Genomic DNA, 24,588 nt, shown 5'->3' with positions numbered 1-24,588 from the left:
TCACATGACGCCGCAACGCAAAATCGAAATACCAGGTAACGCAAAGCCGAACCGAGGTCCGCAAGCACATGGATGCACCCCAGACCGCGCCCCCCACTGCCGAATTTCTCACCTCGGTGGAAATCCTCTCGCCGTTTTCGCGCGACGAGATCGAGCGTCTTGCCGAATATGCGCAGGCACGCTTTTATTCGTTTGGCGAGACAGTGTGTTCAGCAGGCGAGACAGCTGACGGCCTTTATGTGGTTCGCTCGGGCTCGGTACGTATCTTCACCGAGGAACACGGCAAGGAAACCAGCATGGGCGTGCGCAAAACCGGCGAGATTTTCGCCGACATTGCGATGTTGCGCGCGTATGTACATGAGGCGTCGGTGCGGGCGTCCGCGAAAACCGAATTGCTGTTCATTCCTCGCGCCGCGATCGAACCGGTGCTCGCCGGCAATCAGGCTGCCTTGGCCTTTATTGCGAGCTACGTGGCGATCAGTTCGGCCGGCGGTTTCGTCGCACAGTTGTTCGATCTGCGCGGCAAACTCAACAAGGCGGAACTCGAAGAATATGTGCGCAGCGTCGGCGTGAAGCGGGCGGCCGGCGGCAAGGAAATTCTCAAGCAGGACGGGCGCGACGACCGGCGGCTCTACGTCGTGCGGCAAGGCGAAGTGCGCATTGTCCGTCATGAGGAAGGCCACGACTACACGCTTGCGACGCTGGGGGAAGGCGAAATATTCGGCGAGAAAGCGTGTTTGATGCGGCAGGAGCAGATGGCGTCAGTCGTGGCAACGACGGATACGCGGCTGCTGGTGATTCCCGAACGAACCGTCCACTTCATTCTGGAGCGCAACCCGAAACTGCGCGAAGTTCTGGATGAGCGGATTCGTTACGGCGACCGCGAATTGCAACGGCAAAAGCGCCTCGAACAGCGGCGCAAGTTGCCCTTGATGCTCGACTTACAGACCAAACCTGAGTTCGGCGAGAAGGTCATCAAACGCTTCGCGCTGGTCGAACAGGCTGAAGAAATGGATTGTGGCGCCGCGTGTCTCGCCATGGTATGCCGCCACTACAGCATCCCAATGACGCTCGGCAAGCTGCGCGAACTCGCCAACGTCACGACACAAGGCGCCACACTCGACAGTCTCGCGCGCGCGGGCGAGTCGCTCGGCTTCACTGCACGCGGCGTGCAATGCACATTCGATTCATTGCGCGGTTTCGATCTGCCCTTCATTGTGCATTGGGAAGGTTATCACTATGTGGTGGTGTACGGGCTTTCGAAGGAATACGTGTGGGTTGCCGATCCGGCACTCGGCTTTAGAAAAATGACGGTGGAGGATTTCGAGCGCGGCTGGAGCGGCACTTGTCTGTTATTTACCGGTGGACCGAATCTCTTGCAGATGTCCGCCGCACGTTCGCCGTGGATACGCTTTGTCGGGTATCTCAGGCCGTACAAGAAGATTCTCGGCCACCTGTTCCTCGCCACCTTCGTGATTCAGGTGCTTGGTGTGATTCCACCGCTGATTATTCAGAATATTCTCGACGGCGTGATCGTGCATCAGAACGTCAGCCTGCTGCATCTGCTGATCGGCGGCCTGATTATCGCCAATGTGTTTTCGCAACTGATGTCGTCGATCCGTGCGTATCTCGCGAATTTTATGGTGCGTAATATGGACTTTGCGATGATGTCGCAGTTCTTCAAGCACACCCTGTCGCTACCGTTTTCGTTTTTCGCCAAACGGAAAACCGGCGATATCTTCGCGCGCTTCCAGGAGAACCAGACGATCCGCGCCTTCCTCACCGAATCCACGGTGACTACCGCGCTCAATCTGCTGATGGTGTTCATCTACTTCACGATCATGTTCGTCTACAACGTGAAGATGACGCTGGTCCTAATCGCGTTTGTGATACCGATCATGGCGCTGACCGCGCTGGCCACGCCGAAGATCAAGAACTATGCGCGTGAGGTGTTCACGGCGTCGACCGAATCGAAGTCATTTTTGATGGAAGCGCTCGCTGGCGTCGAGACCATCAAGGGTATGGGCATCGAACGGCCGGTACGGTTGCGCTGGGAGAAAAAGTACGCGAAGGCGCTCGAAGTGCAATACCGGGCACATGCCTTCAGTATTCTTGTTGGGCTTGGCAGCCAGTTGCTGAACGCGGCGACAACGATCGCTATTCTCTGGGTCGGCGCGAATCTGGTGCTGGCGCGCGAAATGACCATCGGTCAGTTGATTGCCTTCAATGCGTTCATGGGTAGCGTGCTGGGTCCGCTGATGGGACTGGTCGGCTTATGGAGCATGCTGAACGACGCAGGCGTGGCGATGGAACGCCTCGGCGACGTGCTCGATATCGAACCGGAACAGAAGCCGCAGGATTTGCCTTCGCGCGTGATGCTGCCTGAACTGCAAGGCGAAATCAGCCTCAACGGGGTCTATTTCCGCTACGGCGAGAACGATTCGGCGTATGTCCTGGAAAATATCAGCTTCGAGATCAAGCCCGGTGAACTGGTAGCGATTGTAGGTCGCAGCGGTTCGGGCAAGACGACACTCGCCAAGCTGCTGGTCGGCTTCTACGCCCCCACCGAAGGCAAGATGACCATCGACGGCTACGATCTTGGCGTGGTCGACAAAGCCTATTATCGCGCGCAGATCGGCTATGTCATGCAGAGCAATCTGCTGTTTTCCGGCACGATCGCCGAGAACATAGCAAGTGGCGACGACGCGCCCGAACGGCGCCGTATCGAAGAAGTCGCGAAAATGGCCGACGCGCACGCGTTCATCAGCAAGATGCCGCTCGGCTACGAGCAGATTGTCGGTGAACGCGGCATTGGTTTATCCGGCGGGCAGATCCAGCGGCTGTGCATCGCGCGGGCGCTGTATCACGATCCGCGTCTGCTGGTATTCGACGAAGCGACCTCGGCGCTGGATTCGCAATCGGAAAGCAATATCCTCGGCAATATGCACGACATTCTGAAAGGCAGAACCGCGGTGATCATTGCGCACCGGCTCAGTACCATCATGCGTGCGGACAAGATTCTGGTGCTGTATGAAGGGGCGATTGTCGAACAGGGCTGTCACGATGAACTGATCCAGCGCGGCGGCATGTACTACCAGTTGGTCCAGAAACAGTTGAGCGCGTGATGAAGATACTCGACCAGGTAGAAGAGCCCAGCCCGGCGATTTCGTACGCGGGCCTGATCGAGCGTATCGAAATTCTGCGTTCGACGCTGCGCTGGTCATCCCGTCTCGAGCGTACCGACATCGACAAACTACTCCGGCAAGCCACGTCGTTGCGCGACGAGGTCATGCAGCTCTCGCACAGGGAGCGGTTTGTGCAGGCCGCAACGGCCGCTGAGCCTGCTGCGCCCGGCGATCAATCACGTGGCGCGCGTAGAAAAGCATTGATCGAGCGCAGTTTCATTTTTGAAGGGACGTTTGGCGACAATCCGCGTTTGCTCGAATCGCTCGAAATCGCCGAGAAAGCGGCACCGACCGATTTGCCGGTGTTGATCGACGGCGAAAGCGGCACCGGCAAGGAACTGATGGCGAAGGTGATCCACGCAAATGGCTCGCGCTCGGATAAGCCGTTTATCTCCGTGAATTGCGGCGCTATTCCGGAGAATCTGTTGGAGTCGGAATTGTTCGGTCATCGCAAGGGCGCGTTCACAGGGGCCTCAAATGACCGCAAGGGAAAATTCGAAAGCGCGCATACAGGCACGATCTTTCTCGACGAAATCGGTGAGTTGCCGCTGGCCGGTCAGGTGAAGCTGCTGCGCGTGCTGGAAGCGCACGAGATCCAGCGTGTGGGCTCCGATGAGACGATTGCCGTCGATACGCGCATCGTCGCGGCAACCAATCGCAATCTGCGGAAATTGAGCGAAGAGGGTAGGTTTCGCGAGGATTTGTTCTACCGTCTCAGCGTGATTCACGTCACGTTGCCGCCGCTGCGCGAAAGGCGCGATGAGATTCCGCTGCTGATCGCATGGTTCGGCGATGAAGCCGCGGGCACGCTAAAACGCAGGCCGGTTAGATTGACGCCGCGTCTGCGGGACTTTTTGCTGAACTATGCGTATCCAGGCAATATTCGCGAACTGCGCAACGTGATGTATCGCGTGTCGTGTCTGGCTGGAGATATGGCGGATATCGATCATCTGCCGATGGATATGCGGCCGGCCGCGCCTGGCGCAGCCGCGGTTTTGTCGAATGCGGCCGCCGCGACCGGGCAGGAGCAGATCAGCGTGGCGAATCTGATGTCGCTAAGCGACGCGAAGCGCGCCGCGAGTGACGATGCGGAAAAAGCCTTCCTGGAGCGCGGCCTTCGCGAAGTGAGCGGCACCGTTGCGGAACTGGCGCGGCGCATCGATATGAACCGCTCGCATTTGCAAATGCTCCTGAAGAAGCATGGTTTGCATTCAAAGGACTTTCGCAATCGGAATGCGTCACCCACGAGCCAAAACGGCGCTGATGAGCACGATGAAGACGACAGCGATAGCTGAGGCTGCGTGCCTGAGGTACGCGGAGGTGCCCTAAGGCGCCTTTACCGTATTCGACGTAGTGCTTTCAAGCCCATGCTTTCAAGGCGCCGGATTAAGCAAGGTTTTGTCGGACGCATACGGATCTTCAGCTTGCACCACGACTGCGGTGACATTGTCACGTCCGCCACGTGCAATGGCCAACTCAACCAGTTCATCGGACGCGCGCTCACACGCCGCCGTAGTCAGCACTGCCAGTATTTCCGCATCGCTCACTTCGTTGCTCAGACCATCGCTGCATAGCAGGAAGACGTCGCCATCCGCGACTTCGATTGCATCGTCATCGAGTTCGAGTACATCCGTTGCGCCGACCGCGCGCGTGATCATGTGCTGCGCCGGGTGATGCCGCGCTTCTTCGTCGGTAATCATGCCGAGCGACTTGAGCTCTTCCACCTGACTATGATCGCGCGTGAGTTGCCGCAACTGCCCTTCGCGATACAGATAGAGACGACTGTCGCCAGCCCAGAGGTAGCCGCAGAAGCGGTCGCACGCGAGCAGCACGATGACGGTGCTGCCAATCCGTTGCACCTGGCGGCGCGCGGCTTCGTCCCTCAGTTGGCGGTTGGCTTTTTGCAGCCGTGCCCGTGCGTCGGCGATACAGGTTTTCATGGCGAGCGGCGGCGCGAGCCGGCTCAGCGCGTCGATCACCAGCCGGCTCGCCAGATCGCCGACCGCGTGCCCGCCCATGCCGTCGGCGACGGCCCAGCGCCCGGGTTCGGGCTGGTCGAGGCAGGCATCTTCGTTGATTTCACGGACGCGTCCGACGTCGGAACGTGCGGACGACGTCCATCGAAATTGGCTCGGACAGGTCACAAGGGCTACACCGTATCGTTTCTGCTGCGTGCGTCGGGCGAGACGTTGATATTCGAGTTCGCGCCGGTGTTGCGCACGTCCACCGACTGGAACGTGTTGATCATCTGGTTAGCATAGAAGTTGTTCGAGATGTCGTACAGGTTCACCACCGGACCGATACTCGGCGTTTCCCGCACGTAGGGCTGAATCCAGCCGTACACCCACGGCGCACCGCCGCCGCCACGGATTGCCGCCATGGCTTTACGGTCGAGCGCGAGGTTCAGCGAGAGGTCGTTCACTGTGATGGAAGCCATGTCGTTCTCCGGTTGGCCGCGTGCGTCGGGCATGCGGTTGAAAAGGAATTGAACGTGATGGTGCAAGTGCCATGCCAATTTGCGGTTCGAGCGCGCGCTTTCTCGTAACCCGTTGATAGCGCGGCGATTCCGCCTGCTTGGCGTGGGGTGCCTGTTCATGCGGAGGTGCGGAGGTTGGGATACGACCAACATCCGGGCGCGCGCAACGGTGCGAGACCCAACACATTGGGCAGACGCCCGGCCCCTGACTTGCCGACTCGCTGCGGCTCAGCCAGCACCTCAAATGATCGACGTTTGCCAACAGATTGCCTTGAATTGTGTCGGCTCACTACGGACACATGCTGCGCTCACAACACCTCGCAATTCCTGCCACGCCTTTAAACAAAGGCTTTTCCGCACATGGCCCGGATGATGCAAAAGATCTCGCAACAGTGTTGGATATCGAAGCGAGGCCGGCCATGAACACGAACCATCTTCCGACGAGCAGCGAAGGCCGCGACGCATGCAGCAATGAAGCGTCGACCATCGACCTGCCGATCGGCGCGCATCTCGTCACGCAACGGAGCGGCTACGAGCATCACGGCATTTACGTTGGTAATGGCCGCGTAGTCCATTACGCAGGCTTCGCGAGCTCGGCGCATCGCGGCCCGGTTGAAGAGGTGGAATTAACCCGCTTCGCCGCCGGTCATCCATTGACAATCCGCCCGACGCCCAGCGCCCGCTACATCGGCGATGAAGCCGTACGCCGTGCGCGCTCCCGCCTCGGCGAAAACCGCTACCGCCTGCTGACGAACAACTGCGAGCATTTTTGCGCGTGGTGCCTGCTTGGCGAAAGCCGCAGCGAACAGGTGCATTGCTGCTTAAGGCATCCCCGCGCCGGTATGCGCGCGCTGGTGTGTCTGGTGAAGGCGTTTGTCGAAAGTGGCGTGAAGGATGGTCAGGTTGCCGCCCAGATCGCGTGAGCGAGTGGGAACGAGTTAAAGAATTCAAGGATTTAAGGAGCGCATCATGGTTGCCGCAGAAAAGACCTTGCACTGGGCCGTTGATAAATGGCTCGCGCCGACACCGTCGATGCCCGCGCGTGTCGTGCGGTTTTGCCACAGCGCGTCGCAGCATCGGCGCTACGTCTGCGTGGAAGCACTGCGGCCGGGCGGTTTGCTGTCGATCTTCTTTTTTCGTCACGACGACGGCTCGTGGAACGTGTTCCCGCCGCAAGCCGAGCGGCCCGCCATGAACGGCCATCGCCGCGCGACAGTTTGCTAGCTTGGTGTGCTTTGCATGTGCAGCGCCGCTTCCTTGACGATCCACTGACTGAACAGCAACATCGCCGGCGTCATCGGTTTGCCCTTCAACCACGTCAGCCAGTAGCTGCCGGCATGCACTTCCACCTCGAACGGGCGCACCAGCCGGCCCGTGGCGATCTCGTGATCGAACATCAGCGCAGGCGCCAACGCGATACCCGCACCCTGCATGGCCGCTTCCACCATGAGCCGTGACGAATCGAACACCGGTCCGCGAATCGGCCGGGGCGGGATGCCGGCGGCCGCGAACCATGTCATCCAGTCGTCGACGCGATAGGAACGCAGCAAGGTTTCGTTGGCGAGATCCGCAGGTTCGGACAGACGCCGCGCGATCTCCGGCGCACACAGAATCGCGAGCGGCGCGTCGAGCAGCCGGGTGGCGAGCGAGCCGGGCCAGGTGCCGTCGCCGAAACGAATCGCGAAGTCGAGGCCTTCTGTGGCGAGATCGACCAGATTGTTGTTCGTCAGCAGCCGCAGTTCGACAAACGGATGCGCGTCGCGAAACGACTTGAGCCGCGGCATCAACCAGCCCACCGCGAAGGTGCCCACCACGCCGACCGTCAACACCTCGTGAAAATGGCCGCCCTCGAACTGCTTGAGCACGGCTTCGATGCGATCGAACGCGTCCGTGAGGACCGGACGTAGCGCCAGACCTTCTTCCGTCATGGCCAGCCCGCGGGGCAGACGTTTGAAGAGCGCGGTGCCCAGCCGCTCCTCCAGCGTTCTGACCTGCTGGCTCACGGCCGCCTGGGTGACATTCAATTCGAGCGCGGCGCGTGTAAAGCTCAGATGTCGCGCCGACGACTCGAAGGCGCGCAGCGCATTTAACGGGAGATACGGTCTCATGGTGGAAGCATAAGATTTTCTAGGGTATCGACTAACTTATCATCGTTTGCCAGCGGATGCAGGAAAACCGATAGTTGCGGCTTCACATAAGGAGCGGCGATGATCACAAGACGGAAGTTCGCGGGTGGGATGCTTGGCGTTTCGATAGCAGGGATTGCGGTTGGGAGTGGAGGCGCTTTCGGAAAAGTGGTGAAGGCGGGCGCCACGAAGCAGGACGGCGGCATGGCCAAGGCGGATGTTATCCGTCAACGGCTCGCGCAGATCGAAGCGGAAAGCGGCGGGCGGCTCGGCGTTTCGATCGTCGACACGATGTCCGGGTTGCACGCCGGTTTGCGGACGGACGAGCGTTTTCCGATGTGCAGCACGTTCAAACTGCTGGCGGCGGGATTCGTGCTGACGCGCACGGATCGCGGTCAGGAGGACTTGCAGCGGCGCGTCGTGTTTTCTAAAAGCGATCTTGTGCCGTACTCGCCGGCCACCAGTAAGCACACCCGTGAGCTCACTGGTGACGCAGGGATGAGCGTCGCCGACTTGTGCAAGGCGGCCATTACGCTCAGCGACAACACTGCGGCCAATCTGCTGCTGGCGAGCTTTGGCGGGCCCGCCGCCTTGACTGCGTTCGCACGGAGTATCGGCGATGGCATTACGCGTCTGGACCGCAACGAGCCGACGCTCAACGAAGCGACGCCGGGCGATCCGCGCGACACCACCACGCCCAACGCAATGCTCGGCAACCTGCGCGAACTTCTGCTGGGCGAGCGTTTGTCCTCGTCGTCGCGTGCGCAGCTGCTTGCCTGGCTCGCCGCCAATCAGACCGGCGGCGAACGGATTCGCGCGAAGCTGCCGAAGGATTGGGGCGTCGGCGATAAAACCGGCACGGGCGATCACGGCACGGCAAACGACGTCGCGATTCTGTGGCCACCGGGACGCGGGCCGATTCTCGTCACCGTCTACCTGACCGGAACGAACGGCGACGCGGCGCGCTGCAATGCGGCGATTGCAAACGTCGGCGCGCTGGTGGTGGCGTCGGTGCAATAGTGGCGAGTACGAGCCGCGGATGAACCGGTGGGCGTGTAAGCGTGCCTGCTGTCGGGAAAAATGGCGCATGTCCCCCGTTTTCTCGCCGTTTCGGCTCAGAACAACCGCTGACAGGTATGACAGCCCCGCGTCATGGCGTAAAATTTCAGCTTCGATATGAAGCGACGTGACTTACGCTAACTCATGCCAACGCCAGCGGACAAATCAAGCTCTAAGGAAAGCGAAGGCGTTGCCGTCATCGATCGTGCTTGCGCGATTCTGTTCGCCTTCAGACCGGACGACGCGGCGCTCACGCTTGCCGAACTCGCGGCGCGCACGGGGCTCTACAAGAGCACCTTGTTGCGGCTCGCGGGCTCGCTGATCCAGCACCGCCTGCTGCTGCGTCTGGACGACGGCCGCTATCAACTCGGCTCCGCGACTTTCATGCTCGGCGCGCTGTACCAGCGCAGCCTGAACCTCGGCGATATTCTGGTGCCGCTGATGCGCGAACTCGCGGAAACGAGCGGCGAAAGCGTGTCCTTCTATGTACGCGACGAGGCGGTGCGTGTGTGCCTGCACCGTGTGGACTCGACGCATGCGGTGCGTTTTCACGTGCGCGAAGGCGATGTGCTGCCGCTGGAAAGCGGCTCGGGCGGCCTTGCGTTGCTGGCGTTCGGCGGCATGCCGGGCGATCCGTACGAGAAGATTCGCGAGGACTTCTACTGTGTGTCGATCGGCGAGCGCGATCGGGAGACGGCCGGGATTTCGATGCCGGTATTCGGCGTGCGCCAGAGTGTGCGTGGCGTGCTCACACTCGCGGGCCCGAGTTCCCGCATCGATCAGGCGTTTCTGGAGGGCAATCTCGGCGCGCTGTTCGATTGCGCTGCGCGCGCAACCGATGCATTGGGCGGCGACTCGCGCGCGATGCGCAACGCGCAGCGGCGCGCGGCCGCGGTTCAGGAGAGGTGACGCTCGGGCTTGCCCGTGTAGGTGTAGCTCATCTGACGCGGCATCGGGCCTTTGTTGCGCTCGTTGCGTCCGCGTTGCTCCCATGCATGCGACAGAATGCCGACCGCGCGTGACAGGCAGAACACCCCGCGTGCCAGTTCCGGTGCAAAACCGAGTTCCGCGTAAATCACGGCGGTTGCACCGTCGATATTCATCGGCACGGGTTTGTTCTTGCGCTGCTTGAGGAGCGCTTCAATGCCGCGCGCGATAGCGGCGTATTGGCCGCCAATACTTTTCTGTTCGACGCTTTCGTCCACGAGAGAAAGAAGCCGGATGGCCCGTGGATCGACCGGGTGAAAACGGTGCCCGAAGCCGGGCAAATACTTGCCATGTTCGGCGGTAAACGCATCGACACCTTGCTCGACGGCTTCTTCCAACGTGGCGCCTGCTTTCATGCGTTCGGCAATTGAGTCGTACAGTTCGACCGCTTGCTGACCAGCGCCGCCATGTACGTCATCCAGCGCATTGATCGCCGAGGCCATCGCGCCGTTCAACGGCAAACCGCAACTGGTCGCCATCCGCGAGATCGCAATCGACGGCGCATGCGGACCATGATCGACCGACGCTACCAGCGCCGCCTCGAACAAACGCGCTTGTGCGGCATCAGGGAGTTCGCCGCGCAGCATCAGCCAGATCATCTGTGGGAAGCTGACGTTGCCAATCAACTCCTGAATCGGGAATCCACGCACCTTGATCGAGCCAGGATGAATATCGATGATCGAGGTGCTCCAGTACTCGGCGGCGAGTTTGGCGGCGTCGAATGCTTGCGTCATATTCAGATCACTCCTTCGGAGCGTAGGTGGTCGATTTGCGCGTCGTCGTAACCGAGCGAGGCGAGGTGCTCACGCGTGTGAGCCGACAGAACCGGCGCGGGTGTGGTCGGCGCCGTGTCGCCATCGGAGAGACGAAAGCCCGCACGGGTGACGCGTTGGCGCTCAGTCGTACCGTCACCGGCAAATTCGCGGATGAACGCGCGCGACTCCAGATGCGGGTGCGCGAGGATCTCCGGCACCGACATCACGCGCCCGGCCGGCACGCCGGCTTCGAAGAATTTGGCTTCCCATTGGGTCGCGCTGTCGCTTGCCAGCGCCGCTTCGATTTCGGCCTTCAATGCCGCGCGATTCACTTTGCGCGCGTTGCGCTCGGAAAAACGTGCGTCGTCGAGCAGATCGGCGCGGCCGATCAGATGGCAGAGGCTGGCAAACTGCTTGTTCTCGTTCGCGGCGATATTGAGCGGCCCGTCGCCCGTTTTGAAGGTGCCCGAAGGCGCGGCGGTGAAATTTTCGTTGCCCATCGGCACGGGCGTGACGCCGGCATTCAGATAGTTTGAGACGACCCAGCCCATCGTCGCAAGCGTGGCCTCCAGCATCGAGACATCGAGCATGCGTCCGTGTCCGCTCGCACGCGCATCGAGCAACGCAGCGCAGATGCCGAACGCAGCCGTGAGCCCCCCCACGGTGTCCGAGACCGGATAGCCGACGCGCATCGGCGCGCTGTCGGCGTCGCCGGTTACGCTCATCACGCCCGAGATGCCCTGAATGATCTGATCGTAGGCGGGGCGTTTCGAAAACTCGCCATCCATGCCGAAGCCCGAGATCGCGCAATACACGAGTTTCGGATTGACCTCGCGCAGCGCGTCGAAATCCAGGCCGAGCCGCGTCATCACACCGGGCCGGAAATTTTCGACCAGCACGTCCGCGGTTTTGACGAGCTCGCGCAAGATGGTCTTGCCGCGCGGGTCTTTCAGATTGAGTGTGATGGACTGCTTGCCCGCATTCACCGCAACGAACGAGGCCCCCATGTTGCGCGTCGACGCTTCCTTGTCCGCACCCAGGCGCCGCGCAAGGTCGCCCCCTTCGGGGTGCTCGACCTTGATCACGTCGGCGCCGAGCAGCGCGAGTTGATACGCGCAAAACGGCCCCGCCAATACATTCGATAAATCCAGTACCCGCACTCCAGCCAACGGCAGCGTCATCTTTGAAGTCTCTTGTTCAATGCGAAATTTCGTCGAGGTTGCGATTGTTGGTACGCGGCCCGAAGATACCGATCGCGCCCATCACCATCACCATCGACACAGTGATCAACGCGAACACGCCCGGCACCTGGAAGTGGCGCAGCGCGAAGGCGATCATGAAGCCGGAAAACATCGCGGATAAACGCGACATCGAGTAAACGAAACCGACGGCGCGTGCCCGCAAGCGCGTGGGGAACAGTTCGGTCTGGTACGCGTGATAGCCGACCGAGAGCAGCGTGCCGGAAAGCGTGATCAGCACACCGAGCGTCATCAGCATGGCGGGTGATGTTTGCATCGCGAACAGGCTGCCGAACACGGCGATGCCAAGTGCCGACAGCACGATCAACGTCTTGCGTTCGATGCGGTCCGCGATCGCCATACCGATCAGCGGTCCGAACGGATTCGAGATTGCAATGACGAACGAGTACAGCAGACTGTGTGTGATTGTCACGCCTTTGGAAACGAGCAGCGTGGGCACCCATGACGCGAAACCGTAGAAGCCGATTGCCTGGAACAGGTTGAACACGAGCATCGTGATCGCGCGTTTGCGATACGGCGGCTGCCAGATTTCGCGGAAGGCCGCCTTGGTGGTCGCCGGCTCGACCGTTGGGACAGGGGTGGGCAATGGCTTGCCGTATTGCTTCGCGATTTTTGCTTCGAGTGCTTGCAGGACCTGTTCCGCTTCGGCGGCGCGGCCTTGCTGTGCGAGCCAACGCGGGCTTTCCGGCACGCGCCGGCGGATAGCCCACACCACCACCGCACCGAGCGCGCCGATGATCACGACCCAGCGCCAGCCGTCGATGCCGAACGGCGTTTGCGGCACCAGCCACCACGCAAGCAGGGCAACCGATGGCACGGCGGTGTACTGCACCAGATGAACGAAAGCGAATGCGCGGCCACGCAGATGTTTTGGCACGAGTTCGCTGACATAGGTGTCGATCGTCACCAGTTCGACACCCACGCCGATGCCCGCAATCAGGCGCCACAGGTTGATGGCCGGCGCACTGGTTTGCAGCGCCATGATCAGCGTGGCTGCGGAATACCACAGCAGCGAGACGGTAAACACGGTTCTGCGGCCATAGCGGTCCGCCATGCCCGCGAAAAAGAACGTGCCGATGAAGAGCCCGGCGAACGACGCCGCCACGAAGGCGCCCAGCCCGGACACGCCGAAGAACGACGCGGTGGTGGTCGCGTAGAGCCCGCTTTTGACGAGGCCGGGGCCGACATAGGCCGTAAAAAACAGATCGTAGAACTCGAACCAGCCGCCGATCGACAACAGGAACACCAGCATCCATACCGTGCGCGTCGCGGGCAGACGGTCGATGCGCGCGTTGATGCCGGTCGTGAGCGCTGACGCACCGGCGCCTGAATGGGGTGACGCGCCGGGTGCGTCGATCGGCAGGCTTGCCATGGAATTCTCCTTCGAGTGTCTCTTGCCTGTATCGTTCTGTCTAATAGAACGACGTTCTATTTAATCAGTGTGGCGAGGTTAGTCTGTGTGACGCTTGTCAGGAATTCGGGGTTTTACCTAGCCGTCAAGCCGCCATCCGCTTCAGCATGGCGAGCAGGGTGTCGAATGAAAGCGGTTTGCGCGCGTATTCGATGGTGGGATTCGGCTGCACGGGGATATCCGCGGCCGCGCTGCACAGGATGATCGGAATCGCGCGCAGATCGGGGTCGGCGAACAGGGCGGCGCACAGTTGCAGCCCTGACATGACCGGCATCATGCAGTCCGACACGATGATGTCGGGCCGGGTCTTGCGGATCTGTTCGAGTGCGGCGGCGCCGTTGGACGCCGTCAGCACGGTATAGCCATGCCGCTCCAGCAACAGTCGCCAGACCGTGAGGATGTCGAACTCGTCGTCCACGACCAGGATGGTTTTCATGAGCGGCTAGGTATTTCTTCGCGGCGTCAGCGTGGCCGACAGGCCTGGCGCCGGATAGCCGCTGGTGGGACTGGCGGTGCTCCCGATCACGTCGAGGCCTTGCGACGAAATCACGAGTTCGCGCAGAGACGTATCGTGGGCACTCTCGCGTTGCTTGACCACGGAAATCATGCGCCGCAAACCCGTGTCCGTTTCGGCGTAACGCAGCAGCACCAGATTTTCGGTCAACGCGGAGACCCGCACGCTCTTCGCGTGGCCGGGGTCGGCGTAAAGCGGCAGTTCTTCCGTCAGTATCGCGGTGACGCAGGCTTCCCGCAGTTGATGCAGGAGCGCGTTCAGGAACAGGCCGAAGCGTTCAGTCCGCAAGGCCGAGTCGCGAAAGCCTTCCACCCCGTCGATCACGATCCGTTTCGCGCCGGTCTTCTTGACGGTTGCGAGCGCGACCGCAGCGAGTTCGTCGACTGCGAGTTCGATGGCGGGTTGCCATTGGATCATGAGGCGGCCGTCGTTGTATGCGTCGGCGAGGTCGATCGAGACGGCCTCGGCTTTGCCGATCAGCCGCTGCGGCCCTTCGTAAAAGCCCAGATACACGCAGTGTTCGCCACGCGCCACACCGGCTGCGAGAAACTGCAGGCAAAGCAAGGTCTTGCCGACACCCGACGGTCCGATCAGCGTGGTCGTGGAACCTTGGGCAAAACCGCCGCCGAGCAGACTGTCGAGATGTGGCAGACCAAAGCCGAGTCGCGTTTTCAGATCGACTGGCCCGGGTTGCGCGGCGCATTGCGATTCCAGACGCGGGAACGTCCGGAGCCCACTTTCGGCGATGCGAAAGAAATGTTTGCCCAGCAGATGGTTGCGTGCACGCATCTTGTGCACTTCAATTTCGTGCGCGCGGCGCATGCCATCGTTATAACGGTTCAGTTCGATCAGACCGTCGACCAGTGTGTGCTCGGGATGTGGTTCGTTGCCGGATAGCGGCGCGAGCAACAGCGTGGTGCAACCCATTGCCGCGACCAGTGCGTTCAATTCGTGAATGAATTTCGACAGCGACAACTCGGTCTCGCTGAATTCGCGTGCGCTGCGAAAGCCGTCGATGATCATGAGGGTCGGACGGTAGTCGGAAATGCTCGAGGCAATCAGCTTGAGGAAGCCATCGAGACCGTCCTGCATCAACTCGTGATAACCGGACACGAAGAACATTTGCTGCGCAACGGCGCTCTCGTCGAAGAAGCTTAGACCCTTGAGGTGCGCCAGCAGCTTGTCGTGCGACTCGGCGATCAAGGTCATGTACAACACCTTTTCGCCCTTGCTTACACGATGGAAACCGATCTGGCTCGACAGAATCGTTTTGCCCGCGCCGGCCATGCCTTCCAGCAGATAGACCCCGCCGCGGACCAGACCTCCGCCCAGGATCTCGTCGAGGCCGGGGACGCCCGTTTCCACGTTGGACTCGGAGGACGTCTGAGATTCGCGGATAGTCATTGTCGATATGCCGTTCAAGGTGCGAAGGAGCGGCAGCTCGCCAGTGGACCCGGGCGAATCGTCTATCGCTCAAACTAACCGTGGCAGCAATCCGCGTTCCCGCTCGTGGGCGGCGATATGCGTGTCGGCATTCGATGAAGCGGACGCTACCTCGAGCCGCGCCCCACTTGGCGAACAGCGTGGGGGCGGCCGGCGCGCAGGGTGCGCAAAGGGAGCGGGAGGGGCTGCTTACAGGGCGGTGCGGAGGGAATGCGACAGCGCTTTTTTCAAAACGATGCAACGAAGGGAAGGCGCAAGAGACGGGATGGGCATCCCGAGCTAGAACGAATGACGAATGCCGAACATCACGCCGGTCTGGCCGGTGCCTGCCGTGGGTGTCGTGCCGCCGCCACCGGCGCTGACCGAGTAGCGTGCCTTCGCACTGTTGGCGAGATACGAGCCTTGCGCATAGACTGCGGTGCGCTTCGAAAGCAGATACGTGGTGCGCAGCGTGCCCATCGTGGCGCGCGTGTCGTGGTCGCTGTTGGTGATGTGGTAGACCTCACCGTCGACAATGAAGGCGGGCGTCACGAAGTACGAGGCGCCGACGAAGAACAGATTCGAGCGCACGTCTGCGATCGTGACGGCCGACGGTTCCACGCGGCGATTGAGCCAGCCCGCACCAATCTTTGCCTTGCCGAGGTTCGCGTATGCGCTGAGCTGGGTGCGGATGTCCTTGTCGGCGGCGTTGGTGAGCGGCGTCGGCGCGATGCCGTCGAAGAAGTTCGCCGCCGCTGTACTCCCGCCGCGCTGTTCTTCGTACGACGCCGCGATGCCGAACAGCGGCGCGTCGTACTTCAGCATCACCGACCACTCGCGGCATTCCGTTGCATGCCCGGCCACCGAGCCGGTGCATGTGCCCTGGCCTGGCGAGTTGCCGGTGCCGGCGGCGTCGCGGCCGAACGAGTAGTTCGCTCCGAACGTCACGCCCGCATAGGTGCCGAGGTAATTGATCGAGTTGTCAGCGCGAGCGTTTGGCACGTAGGCGTCGAGTGAGCCCAAGCCGTAGATGTCCGGGCCGATCAGGTCCGCGCCCATTAACGCGAGGTACGTCATCGTGTACTGGCGTCCGAACGACACCGTGCCGTACGGACTCTTGATGCCGACGAACGCCTGACGTCCAAACAGCCGGCCGCCCTGGCCTAGATCGCCGCCGCGCACGTTGAAGCCGCTTTCCAGTGTGAACACCGCGCTATAGCCGCCGCCGAGGTCTTCATTGCCGCGCAGGCCCCAACGCGAAGGCAGTTCGCCGGTAACCGACGGCATGCGAAAAACGCTATTGCCCGCGGCGTTCGCGTGCGAGACGTATTCGACGCCGGTGTCGATGATGCCGTAGAGCGTCACGCTCGATTGGGCTGCTGCTGCGCCGCTGACGGCGCACAATGCGCCGCAAAGAAGAAGGCGTGTGGGTGCTTGCATGAAGTGTCTCTCCAAACCGTTGATTGAATGTGTTTGTTGTTGTTGTTGTTGTTGGGTTTTCTTGTATGGCTGCTCAGTCTTCGGCGCGCGGACGGCGCAGCAACAGCAACGCAGCCGCGGCGGCGATCAGCGTGACGGGAATGCTCGCGCCGATGACCGTCGAAGAACTGCGGCCCATCGCCAGCAATTGACCTGCGGCCAGCGGCCCGATCACCGAGCCGATACGCCCCACAGCCACGGCGGCGCCGACGCCGGTGCCGCGCATGGCAGTCGGATAAAACGCCGCAGAAAGCGCGTACAGCACCGATTGCCCGCCGATCACGAACATCCCCGCGAAAAACGCCGAGGTGGCGAGCGCGCCAAAGCCCGGCGCCATTGAGAGCGCCGCGAGCGATGCGATGATCCCGACATACATGCCGGCCACCACGACACCCGAGCGCATGCGGTCCATCAACATGCCGATGCACAACGCGCCGATACCGCCGCCGATGTTGAAGAAGATCTGCACGTAGCCCACCTGGGCGCGCGACAGGCCGCTTGCCGCCATCAGCGAGGGCAACCAGTTGAGCAGGAAGTAGAGGACGATCAGCGTGCAGAAGTAGCTGACCCAGATCTGCACGGTGGACAAACCGCGTGTGCCGCCGAACAGGATTTCGCCGACCGGCGCGGGCTTCGCATGACCGTCTTTGGCGGCCCTAGTGAATGCCTTCGAATCCGCGAGAAACACGAGCAACAGCGGCACCAGCACCAGCGGTCCTGCGCCACCGACGTAGAAGATGTGACGCCACTCGGTGTCACCCGCGCTTAGCACGCCGATCACCGAAGCGATCACACCACCGAACGGAATGCCGCAATACATCACGCTCACCGCGGTGCTGCGCGAACGCGGCTCGACCGCTTCCGACGACAACGCGATCAGGTTCGGCAACGCACCGCCCAAGCCGATACCGGTCAGCACACGCACGATCACCAGTGTGTGAAAGTCGCTTACCAGGGCGGTCGCGATCGACAGAAAACCGAACAGACACGCGGAAATCACCAGCACGCGCTTGCGGCCGATCCGGTCGGCGAGTCGTCCGCCGAACATCGCGCCGGGCAGCAAGCCGAAGGTTCCCGCGCTGAACGCGAGACCCATTTGCCCGACCGACAAACCGAACTCGCGTGCCATCCGCGGCGCAGCGACGCCGACCGACTGCAGGTCGAGCCCTTCGAGCAAAGCGATGGCAAAACACAATCCGAGTGTGACAAAGGCGCCTGTCCCACTGGACGTTGCCGGCATGGCGGGGCCCTCGGTCGAGGGGAGTGTTCCGGTTCTTTTCACGTTAGTGATCCTTATTAAAATGCGTGGTTTTCCGGTGTCGATGAAGGGCGGCAGGCGTCGAGTCTCCGTCTGGTGTGCCGGTCCGCGCAGAAGCGGTTGCGGTTGCGTCGCGTCTGCCCGTCCGCTGTTCCAGGCAGTATTGGTGAAGCGCGATTCAGATCGCCATGGAGGTCACGATGAGATGCGCAGGAACAGCCCGGCGAAAGCCGCAGCACGCAGCGCATCGATTCGATGCCCGTATTGCTGTCCGTTTGCCTCGAAGCGATACAGCGCGTCTCCATGCGCTGCATCGTGGACTGGATTTAATATCAGGTAGGCTGATAACACAAGCGCAAATGCTTCGGTGAAAACACCTAGTAGTTTGCGGAGACGGGAACGTTAGCCGCGCAGGTTGCGCACGAAAGTTTCGAGGTGGGTTTGTACCGCGCCGGCCGCTTCGAGATCGGTGCCTTCCATCATCTGCTTCTCGATCGCCTTGACGGCCTGCTCGCATTCGCGCAGCACGGCTCGCCCTTCGTCGGTCAGTTGCAGCAGCACGATGCGGCCGTGCGTTGGGTCCGGCTCGCGGCTGACCCAGTTCCGGCTTGCCATGGCATTCATCACTTCATTGGCGGATTGCGGCGTAATGAAGGAGCGCTCGGCAACTTGCGCATTGGACGCCTGCCCCTTTGCATCGAGCACCGAAAGCGCGGTGAACTGGGCGAGCGTCAGACCGAGTGGCGCGAGCGCCTCGGTCATGCGGCGCCGCAGGATACGGTCGAGACTGCCGATCACATAGGCGAGCCGCAGGTTAGAGCGGCGGGTGCGCGTGGTGATGGGTTCGGCGGGCGAATTCTGATTTTTGCTCATGGTGGGCAGGAGGTCCGGTGTAGCCCGCATCTTAGCGCGCCTCACGGTGGATTCCGCCGATAGGGGTTTGCACCGAGCCCGCAAAATCTCACTTTACATGTCAGGTAGCCTGATATTAAATGTGTTCATCAGGCCGCTGTCGCGGTCAACGTTCACGGAGAAAACAGATGAATTACGAAGGTCGTTGGGACACCGTCAAGGTCGATGTTGCAGAGGGAATTGCATGGGTTACGTTCAATCGCCCCGAGAAGCGCAACGCGATGAGCCCAACGCTGAATAAGGAAATGATCGAGGTGCTCGAAGCAGTCGAACTGGACACCGAAGCGCAGGTTCTTGTATTGACGGGCGAGGGCGACGCGTGGACCGCAGGCATGGATCTGAAGGAGTATTTCCGCGAAGTCGACGCTGGCCCGGAAATCCTGCAGGAAAAGATTCGCCGCGATGCGTGCCGCTGGCAATGGCAGTTGCTGCGCATGTACGCGAAGCCGACCATTGCGATGGTCAACGGCTGGTGTTTCGGCGGTGGATTTTCGCCGCTGGTGGCGTGCGATCTGGCGATTGCCGCTGACGAAGCGGTGTTCGGGCTTTCCGAAATCAACTGGGGCATTCCGCCGGGCAATCTGGTGAGCAAGGCGATGGCGGACACCGTGGGGCATCGTCAGGCGCTTTACTACATCATGACGGGCGAGACATTCACCGGTCAGGAAGCGGCGCAAATGGGCCTCGTCAACAGGAGCGTACCGCGTGCCGAACTGCGCGAGGCCACGCGTGTTCTCGCAGGAAAACTGCTGCAAAAGAATCCGGTGGTGCTCCGCGCAGCCAAGAACGGCTTCAAGCGTTGCCGCGAACTGACCTGGGATCAGAACGAAGACTACCTGTACGCCAAGCTCGATCAGGCGCAATTGCGCGATCCCGAAGGTGGCCGCGAGCAGGGCCTGAAGCAGTTCCTCGACGAGAAAGCGATCAAGCCGGGTCTGCAAACCTACAAGCGCTGATGCATCGCAGACGCTAACGGGGATGCAGGCGGATTCACGCACAGGAAGGAAGCGGGCGCGCGTGAAGACGGGCGAGATGAGTGAGAGAGCGAGGAGACGAGACACATGCATGAAGTAACGTTGTTGATCGGCGGTGAGAGCCGCGGCGCATCGGACGGTAAGACCTTCGAGCGGATCAATCCCGCCAGCGGCCTGGCGGCCTCACGCGCGCCGGCCGCGACATTAGCCGATGCGGACGCCGCCGTGGAAGCCGCCGCGCGCGCGTTCCCGGCATGGTCGGCAATGGTGCCGACCGAACGCCGCAAACGCCTCCTGGCCGCAGCCGATCTGATGGACGCCCGCACGGCGCAATTCATTGAAACCGGTGTCGCCGAAACGGGCGCGATGCCGAACTGGTATGGCTTCAACGTCATGCTGGCTGCCAACATGCTGCGTGAAGCCGCCGCCATGACCACCCAGATCGACGGCGACGTGATTCCGTCGGACGTGCCGGGCAGTCTCGCGATGGCCGTGCGTCAGCCGTGCGGCGTGGTGCTCGGCATGGCGCCGTGGAATGCGCCGGTGATCCTCGGTACGCGGGCGATCGCCATGCCGCTCGCCTGCGGCAACACGGTCGTGCTCAAGGCTTCTGAAGGCTGTCCAGGCGTACATCGTTTGATTGGCAGCGTGTTGCAGGAAGCGGGTCTTGGGGATGGCGTGGTGAACGTCGTCACGCATTCTGCCGAAGATGCACCTGCGATCGTCGAGCGCTTGATCGCGCATCCGGCGGTGCGCCGGGTCAATTTCACCGGCTCGACGCGGGTGGGTCGCATCGTTGCGCAACATGCCGCGCAGCATCTGAAGCCGGCCTTGCTCGAACTGGGCGGCAAGGCACCCGTTGTGGTGCTCGACGACGCGGATCTGGATGCGGCCGTGGCCGGCATTGCGTTCGGTGCGTTCTTCAACCAGGGGCAGATTTGCATGTCGACGGAACGGCTGATCGTCGACCGCAGGATTGCCGACGCACTGGTCGAGAAGCTCGCGGCCAAAGCGCGAACCTTGAAGGCGGGCGATCCGGCCGCGGCCGATTCGGTACTCGGCGTGCTCGAAAGTACGGCAGCCGCCCAACGCATCAAGGCGCTCGTTGAGGATGCCCATGAGAAGGGCGCGAAGCTGCCGCTCGGCTGTTCGGTTGAAGGCGCTGCGATGCAACCGGCGATTGTCGACGGCGTGACGCGCGAGATGAAACTTTACGCCGAGGAATCCTTCGGACCGGTGGTAACGGTACAGCGCGTGGACGGCGACGAAGAAGCGATCCGGGTGGCAAACGACAGCGAATATGGTCTGACTGCGGCGGTATTCAGTCGCGACGTATCTCGCGCATTGAATGTGGCGAGGCGTATCGAATCGGGCATTTGCCACATCAACGGGCCGACCGTGCACGACGAAGCGCAGATGCCGTTCGGCGGCGTGAAAAAGAGCGGCTACGGGCGTTTCGGCAGCAAGGCATCGATCGCCGAATTTACGGACCTGCGCTGGATCACGATTCAAACCGGACCGCGGCACTATCCGATCTGAGCGCCAGCGGTTCACGGGCTACATCAACGCATCAAAGAAGGTTGCGCCGCTGCGAAGAGCGCCAACTCTGGTCCACAACTTTGTATGGGACCAGAGTAAGTGCTGAAGCACCAACTCTGGTCCACAGGAGACAGGCTTTGCATTCCGAGCCGAAACAATCGAACATCCCCGGTGCGCGAGACAGCACGCCGATGCATTACCGCGCGACGGCGATCGGCGCGTCATCGTTGCACGCACAACGGCACGGCGATACATGGTACCTGCGTGCAGACGAGCCGCTGGGTGAGCATCCGCAACGCCTGACTGACCGGCTCGCGAGCGGAGCGCGCGATCATCCGGCGCGTTGGCTGGCGGCGCGACGCGGCAGTGACGGTCAATGGCTCGGCCTGAGTTACGCGAAGGCTTTGCAAAGCGCCCGGGCGATCGGGCAAGCGTTGCTGGCGCGCGATCTTTCCGTCGAACGGCCCGTCGTGATTCTCTCGGGCAACGATCTCGAACATCTGCAACTGGCGCTCGGCGCGATGTGGGCCGGCATTCCGTATGCAGCGATTTCTCCAGCGTATGCACTCGCTTCGGGCGACTACGGCAAGCTGCGCCATACGATCGATCTGCTGACGCCGGGCCTGGTTTTCGTAAACGGCTATGACACCTACGCCAGGGCGATCGAGGCGGCGCTGCCGGCTGATGTCGAGGTCGTGTCGGCAAGTGCGTCCAAGGAGTCACCAACGGCACGCAGCGTGACCCCGTTCAGCGATCTGCTGAATACCGTGCCCACCACCGTCGATTCCGCTCACGCAGCGGTGAGGCCGGACGCCATCGCCAAGTTTCTGTTCACGTCGGGTTCGACCAAACTGCCTAAGGCCGTGCCGACCACCCATCGCATGCTGTGCAGCAATCAGCAGATGTTGCGCGAAACGTTTCCCGAGTTCGCGAACGAGCCGCCGGTGCTGGTGGACTGGCTGCCGTGGAACCACACCTTTGGCGGCAGCCATAACGCGGGCATCGCGCTCTACAACGGCGGCACGCTCTATATCGACGACGGCAAACCGGTCAACGGCAAGTTCGAGGAAACGCTGCGCAATCTGCGCGAAATTGCCCCGACGATCTATTTCAATGTGCCCAAGGGCTGGGAAGAACTGGCGATTGCGCTTGAGCAGGACGCACAATTGCGCGAGATGTTTTTCTCGCGCGTGAAGGTCTATTTCTTCGCAGGTGCGGGACTCTCGCAAGCCGCGTGGGACCGGCTCGAACGCGTCACCGAAAAATATTGCGGCGAGCGCATTCGCATCATGGCCGGACTCGGCATGACCGAAACGTCGCCGTCGTGCCTGTTCACCACGGGCCCGATCATGCGCGCCGGCTACGTCGGCCTGCCCGCGCATGGCTGCGAGGTCAAACTCGCGCCGATCGGCGACAAGCTCGAAGCGCGCTACCGCGGGCCGCATGTGATGGCCGGCTATTGGCGCGCCAACGCTGCCGGGCTGGACAACGCATTCGACGAAGAAGGCTATTTTTGCAGCGGCGACGCGCTGCGCTTTGTCGACGTCGAGCGGCCGGAACTCGGCCTGCTGTTCGACGGGCGCATCGCTGAGGACTTCAAGCTGAGTTCAGGCACCTTCGTCAGCGTCGGCCCGATGCGGGCACGGGTCATTTCCGAAGGGGCACCTTATGTGCAGGATGTGGTTGTCGCAGGCATGAATCGGGACGATGTCGGTTTGCTGGTGTTTCCGCGGCTCGACGATTGCCGGCGGCTGGCTGGATTGCCTTTGTCGGCAAGCGCGTGGGAGGTAATTGACGCCCCCGTCGTGCGGGCGCATTTTGCGGCTTTATTGGAGACGCTCAATCGCAGTGCGACCGGCGGCGCGACCACAATCGCCCGTATCCGACTCATGGACGTCGCGCCTTCGCTCGATCTCGGTGAGATCACCGACAAAGGATCGATCAATCAGCGCGCGGTGCTAACGCATCGGGCCGCGCTCGTCGAAGCGATGTACGACGTGGCGCAGCGCGATCCCGCCGTGATTTACGCGGCCGCTTGTGGCGCGGCTTAAGGCACGCGTCGCTCGCTCACTCCGGGGTCCTCGCCGCGCGGCAAAGGCGTTTCGCCGTATACAATTCGGCAGCGCCTGATTTTTGCCCAATACTGACCTGATCCCACTCATGCCGAATCCGACCCGGGCCTTTCTTCTCGGCCCGCTCCTGAAAGGCGTTTCACGCTCCTTCTATCTCACCCTGCGCGTGCTGCCCGTCGGTATGCGCGATCCGATCGGCCTGGCCTACCTGCTTGCGCGCGCGGCCGATACGATTGCGGACACCTCGCTGATCTCGCCCGAGCAACGCCTGGCGTTGCTGCTGTCGCTGCGCGACCAGGTCAACGGCGCCCCCAACGACGGCGCGCTGTTCCAGCGCATGGCCGCCGAGGTGGCGGGCCAACAGGTCCAGTCCGACGAAAAGGTCCTGCTGGAATCGCTTGGACCCGCGCTCGAGGTGCTGTCGCAACTGAGCGAGTCTGACCGCACAGCCGTGCGCGGGATCGTGTCGACCCTGACCGAAGGGATGGAATTCGACCTTCGCACGTTCCCCGACGAGCGTTCCGGGGAGATCGCCGCGCTGCGCGAGTACGATGAACTCGACCGCTATACCTATCTGGTGGCGGGCTGCGTCGGCGAATTCTGGACCACCATGACCTACGCGCACATGCCCGGCACGCTGAAAGAGCGGCCCGAGACAATGGCGCGCCGCGGCGTGCGTTTCGGCAAAGCGCTGCAGATGACTAACGTGCTGCGCGATTGCGGCAAGGATTTGCGGATCGGCCGCTGTTATCTTCCGCAGACGATGCTCGATCAATATGGCCTGAGCGCGCAAGATCTCCTGCCGCCGGCGAATTCTGTTCGCGCGCGGCCTCTGATGGTTGAGCTTGTACGCAAGGCACTCGATCATTTCCGCGAGTCCCTGGACTACACCCTGGCCATTCCCGCGTTTTCGGTGCGTTTGCGCCTCGCGTGTTTGTGGCCGATTCTGATCGGTCTGGAAACGCTGCTGTTGCTAGTGGATAACGATGCCTGGCTCGACCCGGCGAAGGTCTCCAAGGTCCGGCGCAATCAGGTGTATCAGATCATCGCCTCGTCGCTGCTGCTGGTGCCTTCGAATGGCCTCGTGCGAGCGGCGGTTGAAAAGCGCATCAAGCAGATTGAAGCGCGGCTCTGAACGGCCGCTGCGCTATTACGAATCG

At 61.7% G+C, this 24,588-nt stretch carries 21 protein-coding genes; 10 read left to right on the top strand and 11 right to left on the bottom strand.

What is annotated here, in order from left to right:
* Positions 1–68: 68 nt before the first annotated feature.
* The gene (locus PQR40_RS07840; protein WP_408508706.1) at positions 69–3,125 is read left to right on the top strand and encodes a peptidase domain-containing ABC transporter; all 3,057 of its coding nucleotides are present in this window, start codon (positions 69–71) and stop codon (positions 3,123–3,125) included.
* Positions 3,122–4,480 carry a sigma-54 interaction domain-containing protein gene (locus PQR40_RS07835; RefSeq protein WP_408508705.1) on the top strand — a complete coding sequence of 453 codons (1,359 nt, stop codon included), beginning with the start codon at positions 3,122–3,124 and terminating at the stop codon, positions 4,478–4,480. The genes PQR40_RS07840 and PQR40_RS07835 overlap by 4 nt, the downstream gene beginning before the upstream one ends.
* A gap of 78 nt (positions 4,481–4,558) precedes the next feature.
* Here PQR40_RS07835 and PQR40_RS07830 read toward each other — a convergent pair whose 3' ends face one another.
* Together PQR40_RS07830 and PQR40_RS07825 are read right to left on the bottom strand one after the other, a co-directional pair.
* Entirely contained in the window at positions 4,559–5,329 is a 771-nt protein-coding gene (locus PQR40_RS07830) for a PP2C family protein-serine/threonine phosphatase (RefSeq protein WP_408508704.1), read from the bottom strand.
* A gap of 5 nt (positions 5,330–5,334) precedes the next feature.
* Positions 5,335–5,622, bottom strand: coding sequence for a hypothetical protein (locus PQR40_RS07825; RefSeq protein WP_054035641.1), 288 nt, complete (start codon positions 5,620–5,622; stop codon positions 5,335–5,337).
* Between the two features lie 458 nt (positions 5,623–6,080).
* Here PQR40_RS07825 and PQR40_RS07820 point away from each other — a divergent pair, with 458 nt between their 5' ends.
* Positions 6,081–6,584 (top strand): lecithin retinol acyltransferase family protein, encoded by a 504-nt coding sequence (locus PQR40_RS07820; protein ID WP_408391541.1) that lies wholly within the window; start codon positions 6,081–6,083, stop codon positions 6,582–6,584.
* A gap of 46 nt (positions 6,585–6,630) precedes the next feature.
* Positions 6,631–6,885 carry a hypothetical protein gene (locus PQR40_RS07815; RefSeq protein WP_408233229.1) on the top strand — a complete coding sequence of 85 codons (255 nt, stop codon included), beginning with the start codon at positions 6,631–6,633 and terminating at the stop codon, positions 6,883–6,885.
* Here the strand turns inward: PQR40_RS07815 and PQR40_RS07810 are convergent.
* Entirely contained in the window at positions 6,882–7,769 is an 888-nt protein-coding gene (locus PQR40_RS07810) for a LysR family transcriptional regulator (protein WP_408508703.1), read from the bottom strand. The genes PQR40_RS07815 and PQR40_RS07810 overlap by 4 nt on opposite strands.
* 99 nt (positions 7,770–7,868) lie before the next feature.
* Here PQR40_RS07810 and bla point away from each other — a divergent pair, with 99 nt between their 5' ends.
* On the top strand, positions 7,869–8,807 hold the full coding sequence (gene bla, locus PQR40_RS07805; protein ID WP_408508702.1) for a class A beta-lactamase: 939 nt from the start codon (positions 7,869–7,871) through the stop codon (positions 8,805–8,807).
* 183 nt (positions 8,808–8,990) lie between these two features.
* A complete protein-coding gene (locus tag PQR40_RS07800; RefSeq protein WP_408508701.1) occupies positions 8,991–9,755 on the top strand; it encodes an IclR family transcriptional regulator in 765 nt (254 codons plus the stop codon).
* On the opposite strand, the gene PQR40_RS07795 is transcribed toward PQR40_RS07800, so the two are convergent.
* From PQR40_RS07795 to PQR40_RS07760, 8 genes are all read right to left on the bottom strand, one after another.
* Positions 9,743–10,567 carry a citryl-CoA lyase gene (locus tag PQR40_RS07795; protein ID WP_408233217.1) on the bottom strand — a complete coding sequence of 275 codons (825 nt, stop codon included), beginning with the start codon at positions 10,565–10,567 and terminating at the stop codon, positions 9,743–9,745. The genes PQR40_RS07800 and PQR40_RS07795 overlap by 13 nt on opposite strands.
* 2 nt (positions 10,568–10,569) lie before the next feature.
* Positions 10,570–11,769, bottom strand: a complete 1,200-nt coding sequence (locus PQR40_RS07790; RefSeq protein ID WP_408233214.1) for a CaiB/BaiF CoA transferase family protein — start codon at positions 11,767–11,769, stop codon at positions 10,570–10,572.
* A 16-nt stretch (positions 11,770–11,785) separates the two neighbouring features.
* Complete coding sequence (locus PQR40_RS07785) at positions 11,786–13,219, bottom strand: MFS transporter (RefSeq protein ID WP_408233211.1); 1,434 nt, start codon at positions 13,217–13,219, stop codon at positions 11,786–11,788.
* A 124-nt stretch (positions 13,220–13,343) separates the two neighbouring features.
* Complete coding sequence (locus PQR40_RS07780) at positions 13,344–13,694, bottom strand: response regulator (RefSeq protein WP_408233208.1); 351 nt, start codon at positions 13,692–13,694, stop codon at positions 13,344–13,346.
* A 6-nt stretch (positions 13,695–13,700) separates the two neighbouring features.
* Positions 13,701–15,176 carry an ATPase domain-containing protein gene (locus tag PQR40_RS07775; RefSeq protein WP_408508700.1) on the bottom strand — a complete coding sequence of 492 codons (1,476 nt, stop codon included), beginning with the start codon at positions 15,174–15,176 and terminating at the stop codon, positions 13,701–13,703.
* A gap of 318 nt (positions 15,177–15,494) precedes the next feature.
* Positions 15,495–16,634, bottom strand: coding sequence for a porin (locus PQR40_RS07770; RefSeq protein WP_408508699.1), 1,140 nt, complete (start codon positions 16,632–16,634; stop codon positions 15,495–15,497).
* A 73-nt stretch (positions 16,635–16,707) separates the two neighbouring features.
* Positions 16,708–17,913: a 3-(3-hydroxy-phenyl)propionate transporter MhpT gene (gene mhpT / locus PQR40_RS07765; RefSeq protein ID WP_408483986.1), complete on the bottom strand. Its 1,206-nt coding sequence runs from the start codon at positions 17,911–17,913 to the stop codon at positions 16,708–16,710.
* A gap of 420 nt (positions 17,914–18,333) precedes the next feature.
* Positions 18,334–18,804 carry a MarR family winged helix-turn-helix transcriptional regulator gene (locus tag PQR40_RS07760; protein WP_408233199.1) on the bottom strand — a complete coding sequence of 157 codons (471 nt, stop codon included), beginning with the start codon at positions 18,802–18,804 and terminating at the stop codon, positions 18,334–18,336.
* Positions 18,805–18,971: 167 nt separating this feature from the next.
* Here PQR40_RS07760 and PQR40_RS07755 point away from each other — a divergent pair, with 167 nt between their 5' ends.
* The 4 genes from PQR40_RS07755 to PQR40_RS07740 all read left to right on the top strand — a co-directional run bounded on the left by PQR40_RS07755 (position 18,972) and on the right by PQR40_RS07740 (position 24,563).
* Positions 18,972–19,799 carry a p-hydroxycinnamoyl CoA hydratase/lyase gene (locus tag PQR40_RS07755; RefSeq protein WP_408233196.1) on the top strand — a complete coding sequence of 276 codons (828 nt, stop codon included), beginning with the start codon at positions 18,972–18,974 and terminating at the stop codon, positions 19,797–19,799.
* 105 nt (positions 19,800–19,904) lie between these two features.
* Positions 19,905–21,356 carry an aldehyde dehydrogenase gene (locus PQR40_RS07750; protein WP_408508698.1) on the top strand — a complete coding sequence of 484 codons (1,452 nt, stop codon included), beginning with the start codon at positions 19,905–19,907 and terminating at the stop codon, positions 21,354–21,356.
* 137 nt (positions 21,357–21,493) lie between these two features.
* A complete protein-coding gene (locus tag PQR40_RS07745; RefSeq protein WP_408508697.1) occupies positions 21,494–23,407 on the top strand; it encodes a feruloyl-CoA synthase in 1,914 nt (637 codons plus the stop codon).
* Positions 23,408–23,516: 109 nt separating this feature from the next.
* Entirely contained in the window at positions 23,517–24,563 is a 1,047-nt protein-coding gene (locus PQR40_RS07740) for a phytoene/squalene synthase family protein (RefSeq protein ID WP_408508696.1), read from the top strand.
* Positions 24,564–24,588: the final 25 nt, after the last annotated feature.

It is taken from the genome of Paraburkholderia sediminicola (assembly GCF_046026855.1).
GTDB lineage: Bacteria > Pseudomonadota > Gammaproteobacteria > Burkholderiales > Burkholderiaceae > Paraburkholderia > Paraburkholderia sediminicola_A.
The sequence above is the reverse complement of the archived record's forward strand: the minus strand, read 5'-3'. Positions and strand labels throughout refer to the sequence as shown.

Coding starts and splice junctions, on each gene's coding strand:
- PQR40_RS07840 (WP_408508706.1), top strand. CDS start 69: ATGGATGCACCCCAGACCGCGCCCCCCACTGCCGAATTTCTCACCTCG.
- PQR40_RS07825 (WP_054035641.1), bottom strand. CDS start 5,622: ATGGCTTCCATCACAGTGAACGACCTCTCGCTGAACCTCGCGCTCGAC.
- PQR40_RS07820 (WP_408391541.1), top strand. CDS start 6,081: ATGAACACGAACCATCTTCCGACGAGCAGCGAAGGCCGCGACGCATGC.
- PQR40_RS07815 (WP_408233229.1), top strand. CDS start 6,631: ATGGTTGCCGCAGAAAAGACCTTGCACTGGGCCGTTGATAAATGGCTC.
- PQR40_RS07810 (WP_408508703.1), bottom strand. CDS start 7,769: ATGAGACCGTATCTCCCGTTAAATGCGCTGCGCGCCTTCGAGTCGTCG.
- bla (WP_408508702.1), top strand. CDS start 7,869: ATGATCACAAGACGGAAGTTCGCGGGTGGGATGCTTGGCGTTTCGATA.
- PQR40_RS07800 (WP_408508701.1), top strand. CDS start 8,991: ATGCCAACGCCAGCGGACAAATCAAGCTCTAAGGAAAGCGAAGGCGTT.
- PQR40_RS07795 (WP_408233217.1), bottom strand. CDS start 10,567: ATGACGCAAGCATTCGACGCCGCCAAACTCGCCGCCGAGTACTGGAGC.
- PQR40_RS07790 (WP_408233214.1), bottom strand. CDS start 11,769: ATGACGCTGCCGTTGGCTGGAGTGCGGGTACTGGATTTATCGAATGTA.
- PQR40_RS07785 (WP_408233211.1), bottom strand. CDS start 13,219: ATGGCAAGCCTGCCGATCGACGCACCCGGCGCGTCACCCCATTCAGGC.
- PQR40_RS07780 (WP_408233208.1), bottom strand. CDS start 13,694: ATGAAAACCATCCTGGTCGTGGACGACGAGTTCGACATCCTCACGGTC.
- PQR40_RS07775 (WP_408508700.1), bottom strand. CDS start 15,176: ATGACTATCCGCGAATCTCAGACGTCCTCCGAGTCCAACGTGGAAACG.
- PQR40_RS07770 (WP_408508699.1), bottom strand. CDS start 16,634: ATGCAAGCACCCACACGCCTTCTTCTTTGCGGCGCATTGTGCGCCGTC.
- mhpT (WP_408483986.1), bottom strand. CDS start 17,913: ATGCCGGCAACGTCCAGTGGGACAGGCGCCTTTGTCACACTCGGATTG.
- PQR40_RS07760 (WP_408233199.1), bottom strand. CDS start 18,804: ATGAGCAAAAATCAGAATTCGCCCGCCGAACCCATCACCACGCGCACC.
- PQR40_RS07755 (WP_408233196.1), top strand. CDS start 18,972: ATGAATTACGAAGGTCGTTGGGACACCGTCAAGGTCGATGTTGCAGAG.
- PQR40_RS07750 (WP_408508698.1), top strand. CDS start 19,905: ATGCATGAAGTAACGTTGTTGATCGGCGGTGAGAGCCGCGGCGCATCG.
- PQR40_RS07740 (WP_408508696.1), top strand. CDS start 23,517: ATGCCGAATCCGACCCGGGCCTTTCTTCTCGGCCCGCTCCTGAAAGGC.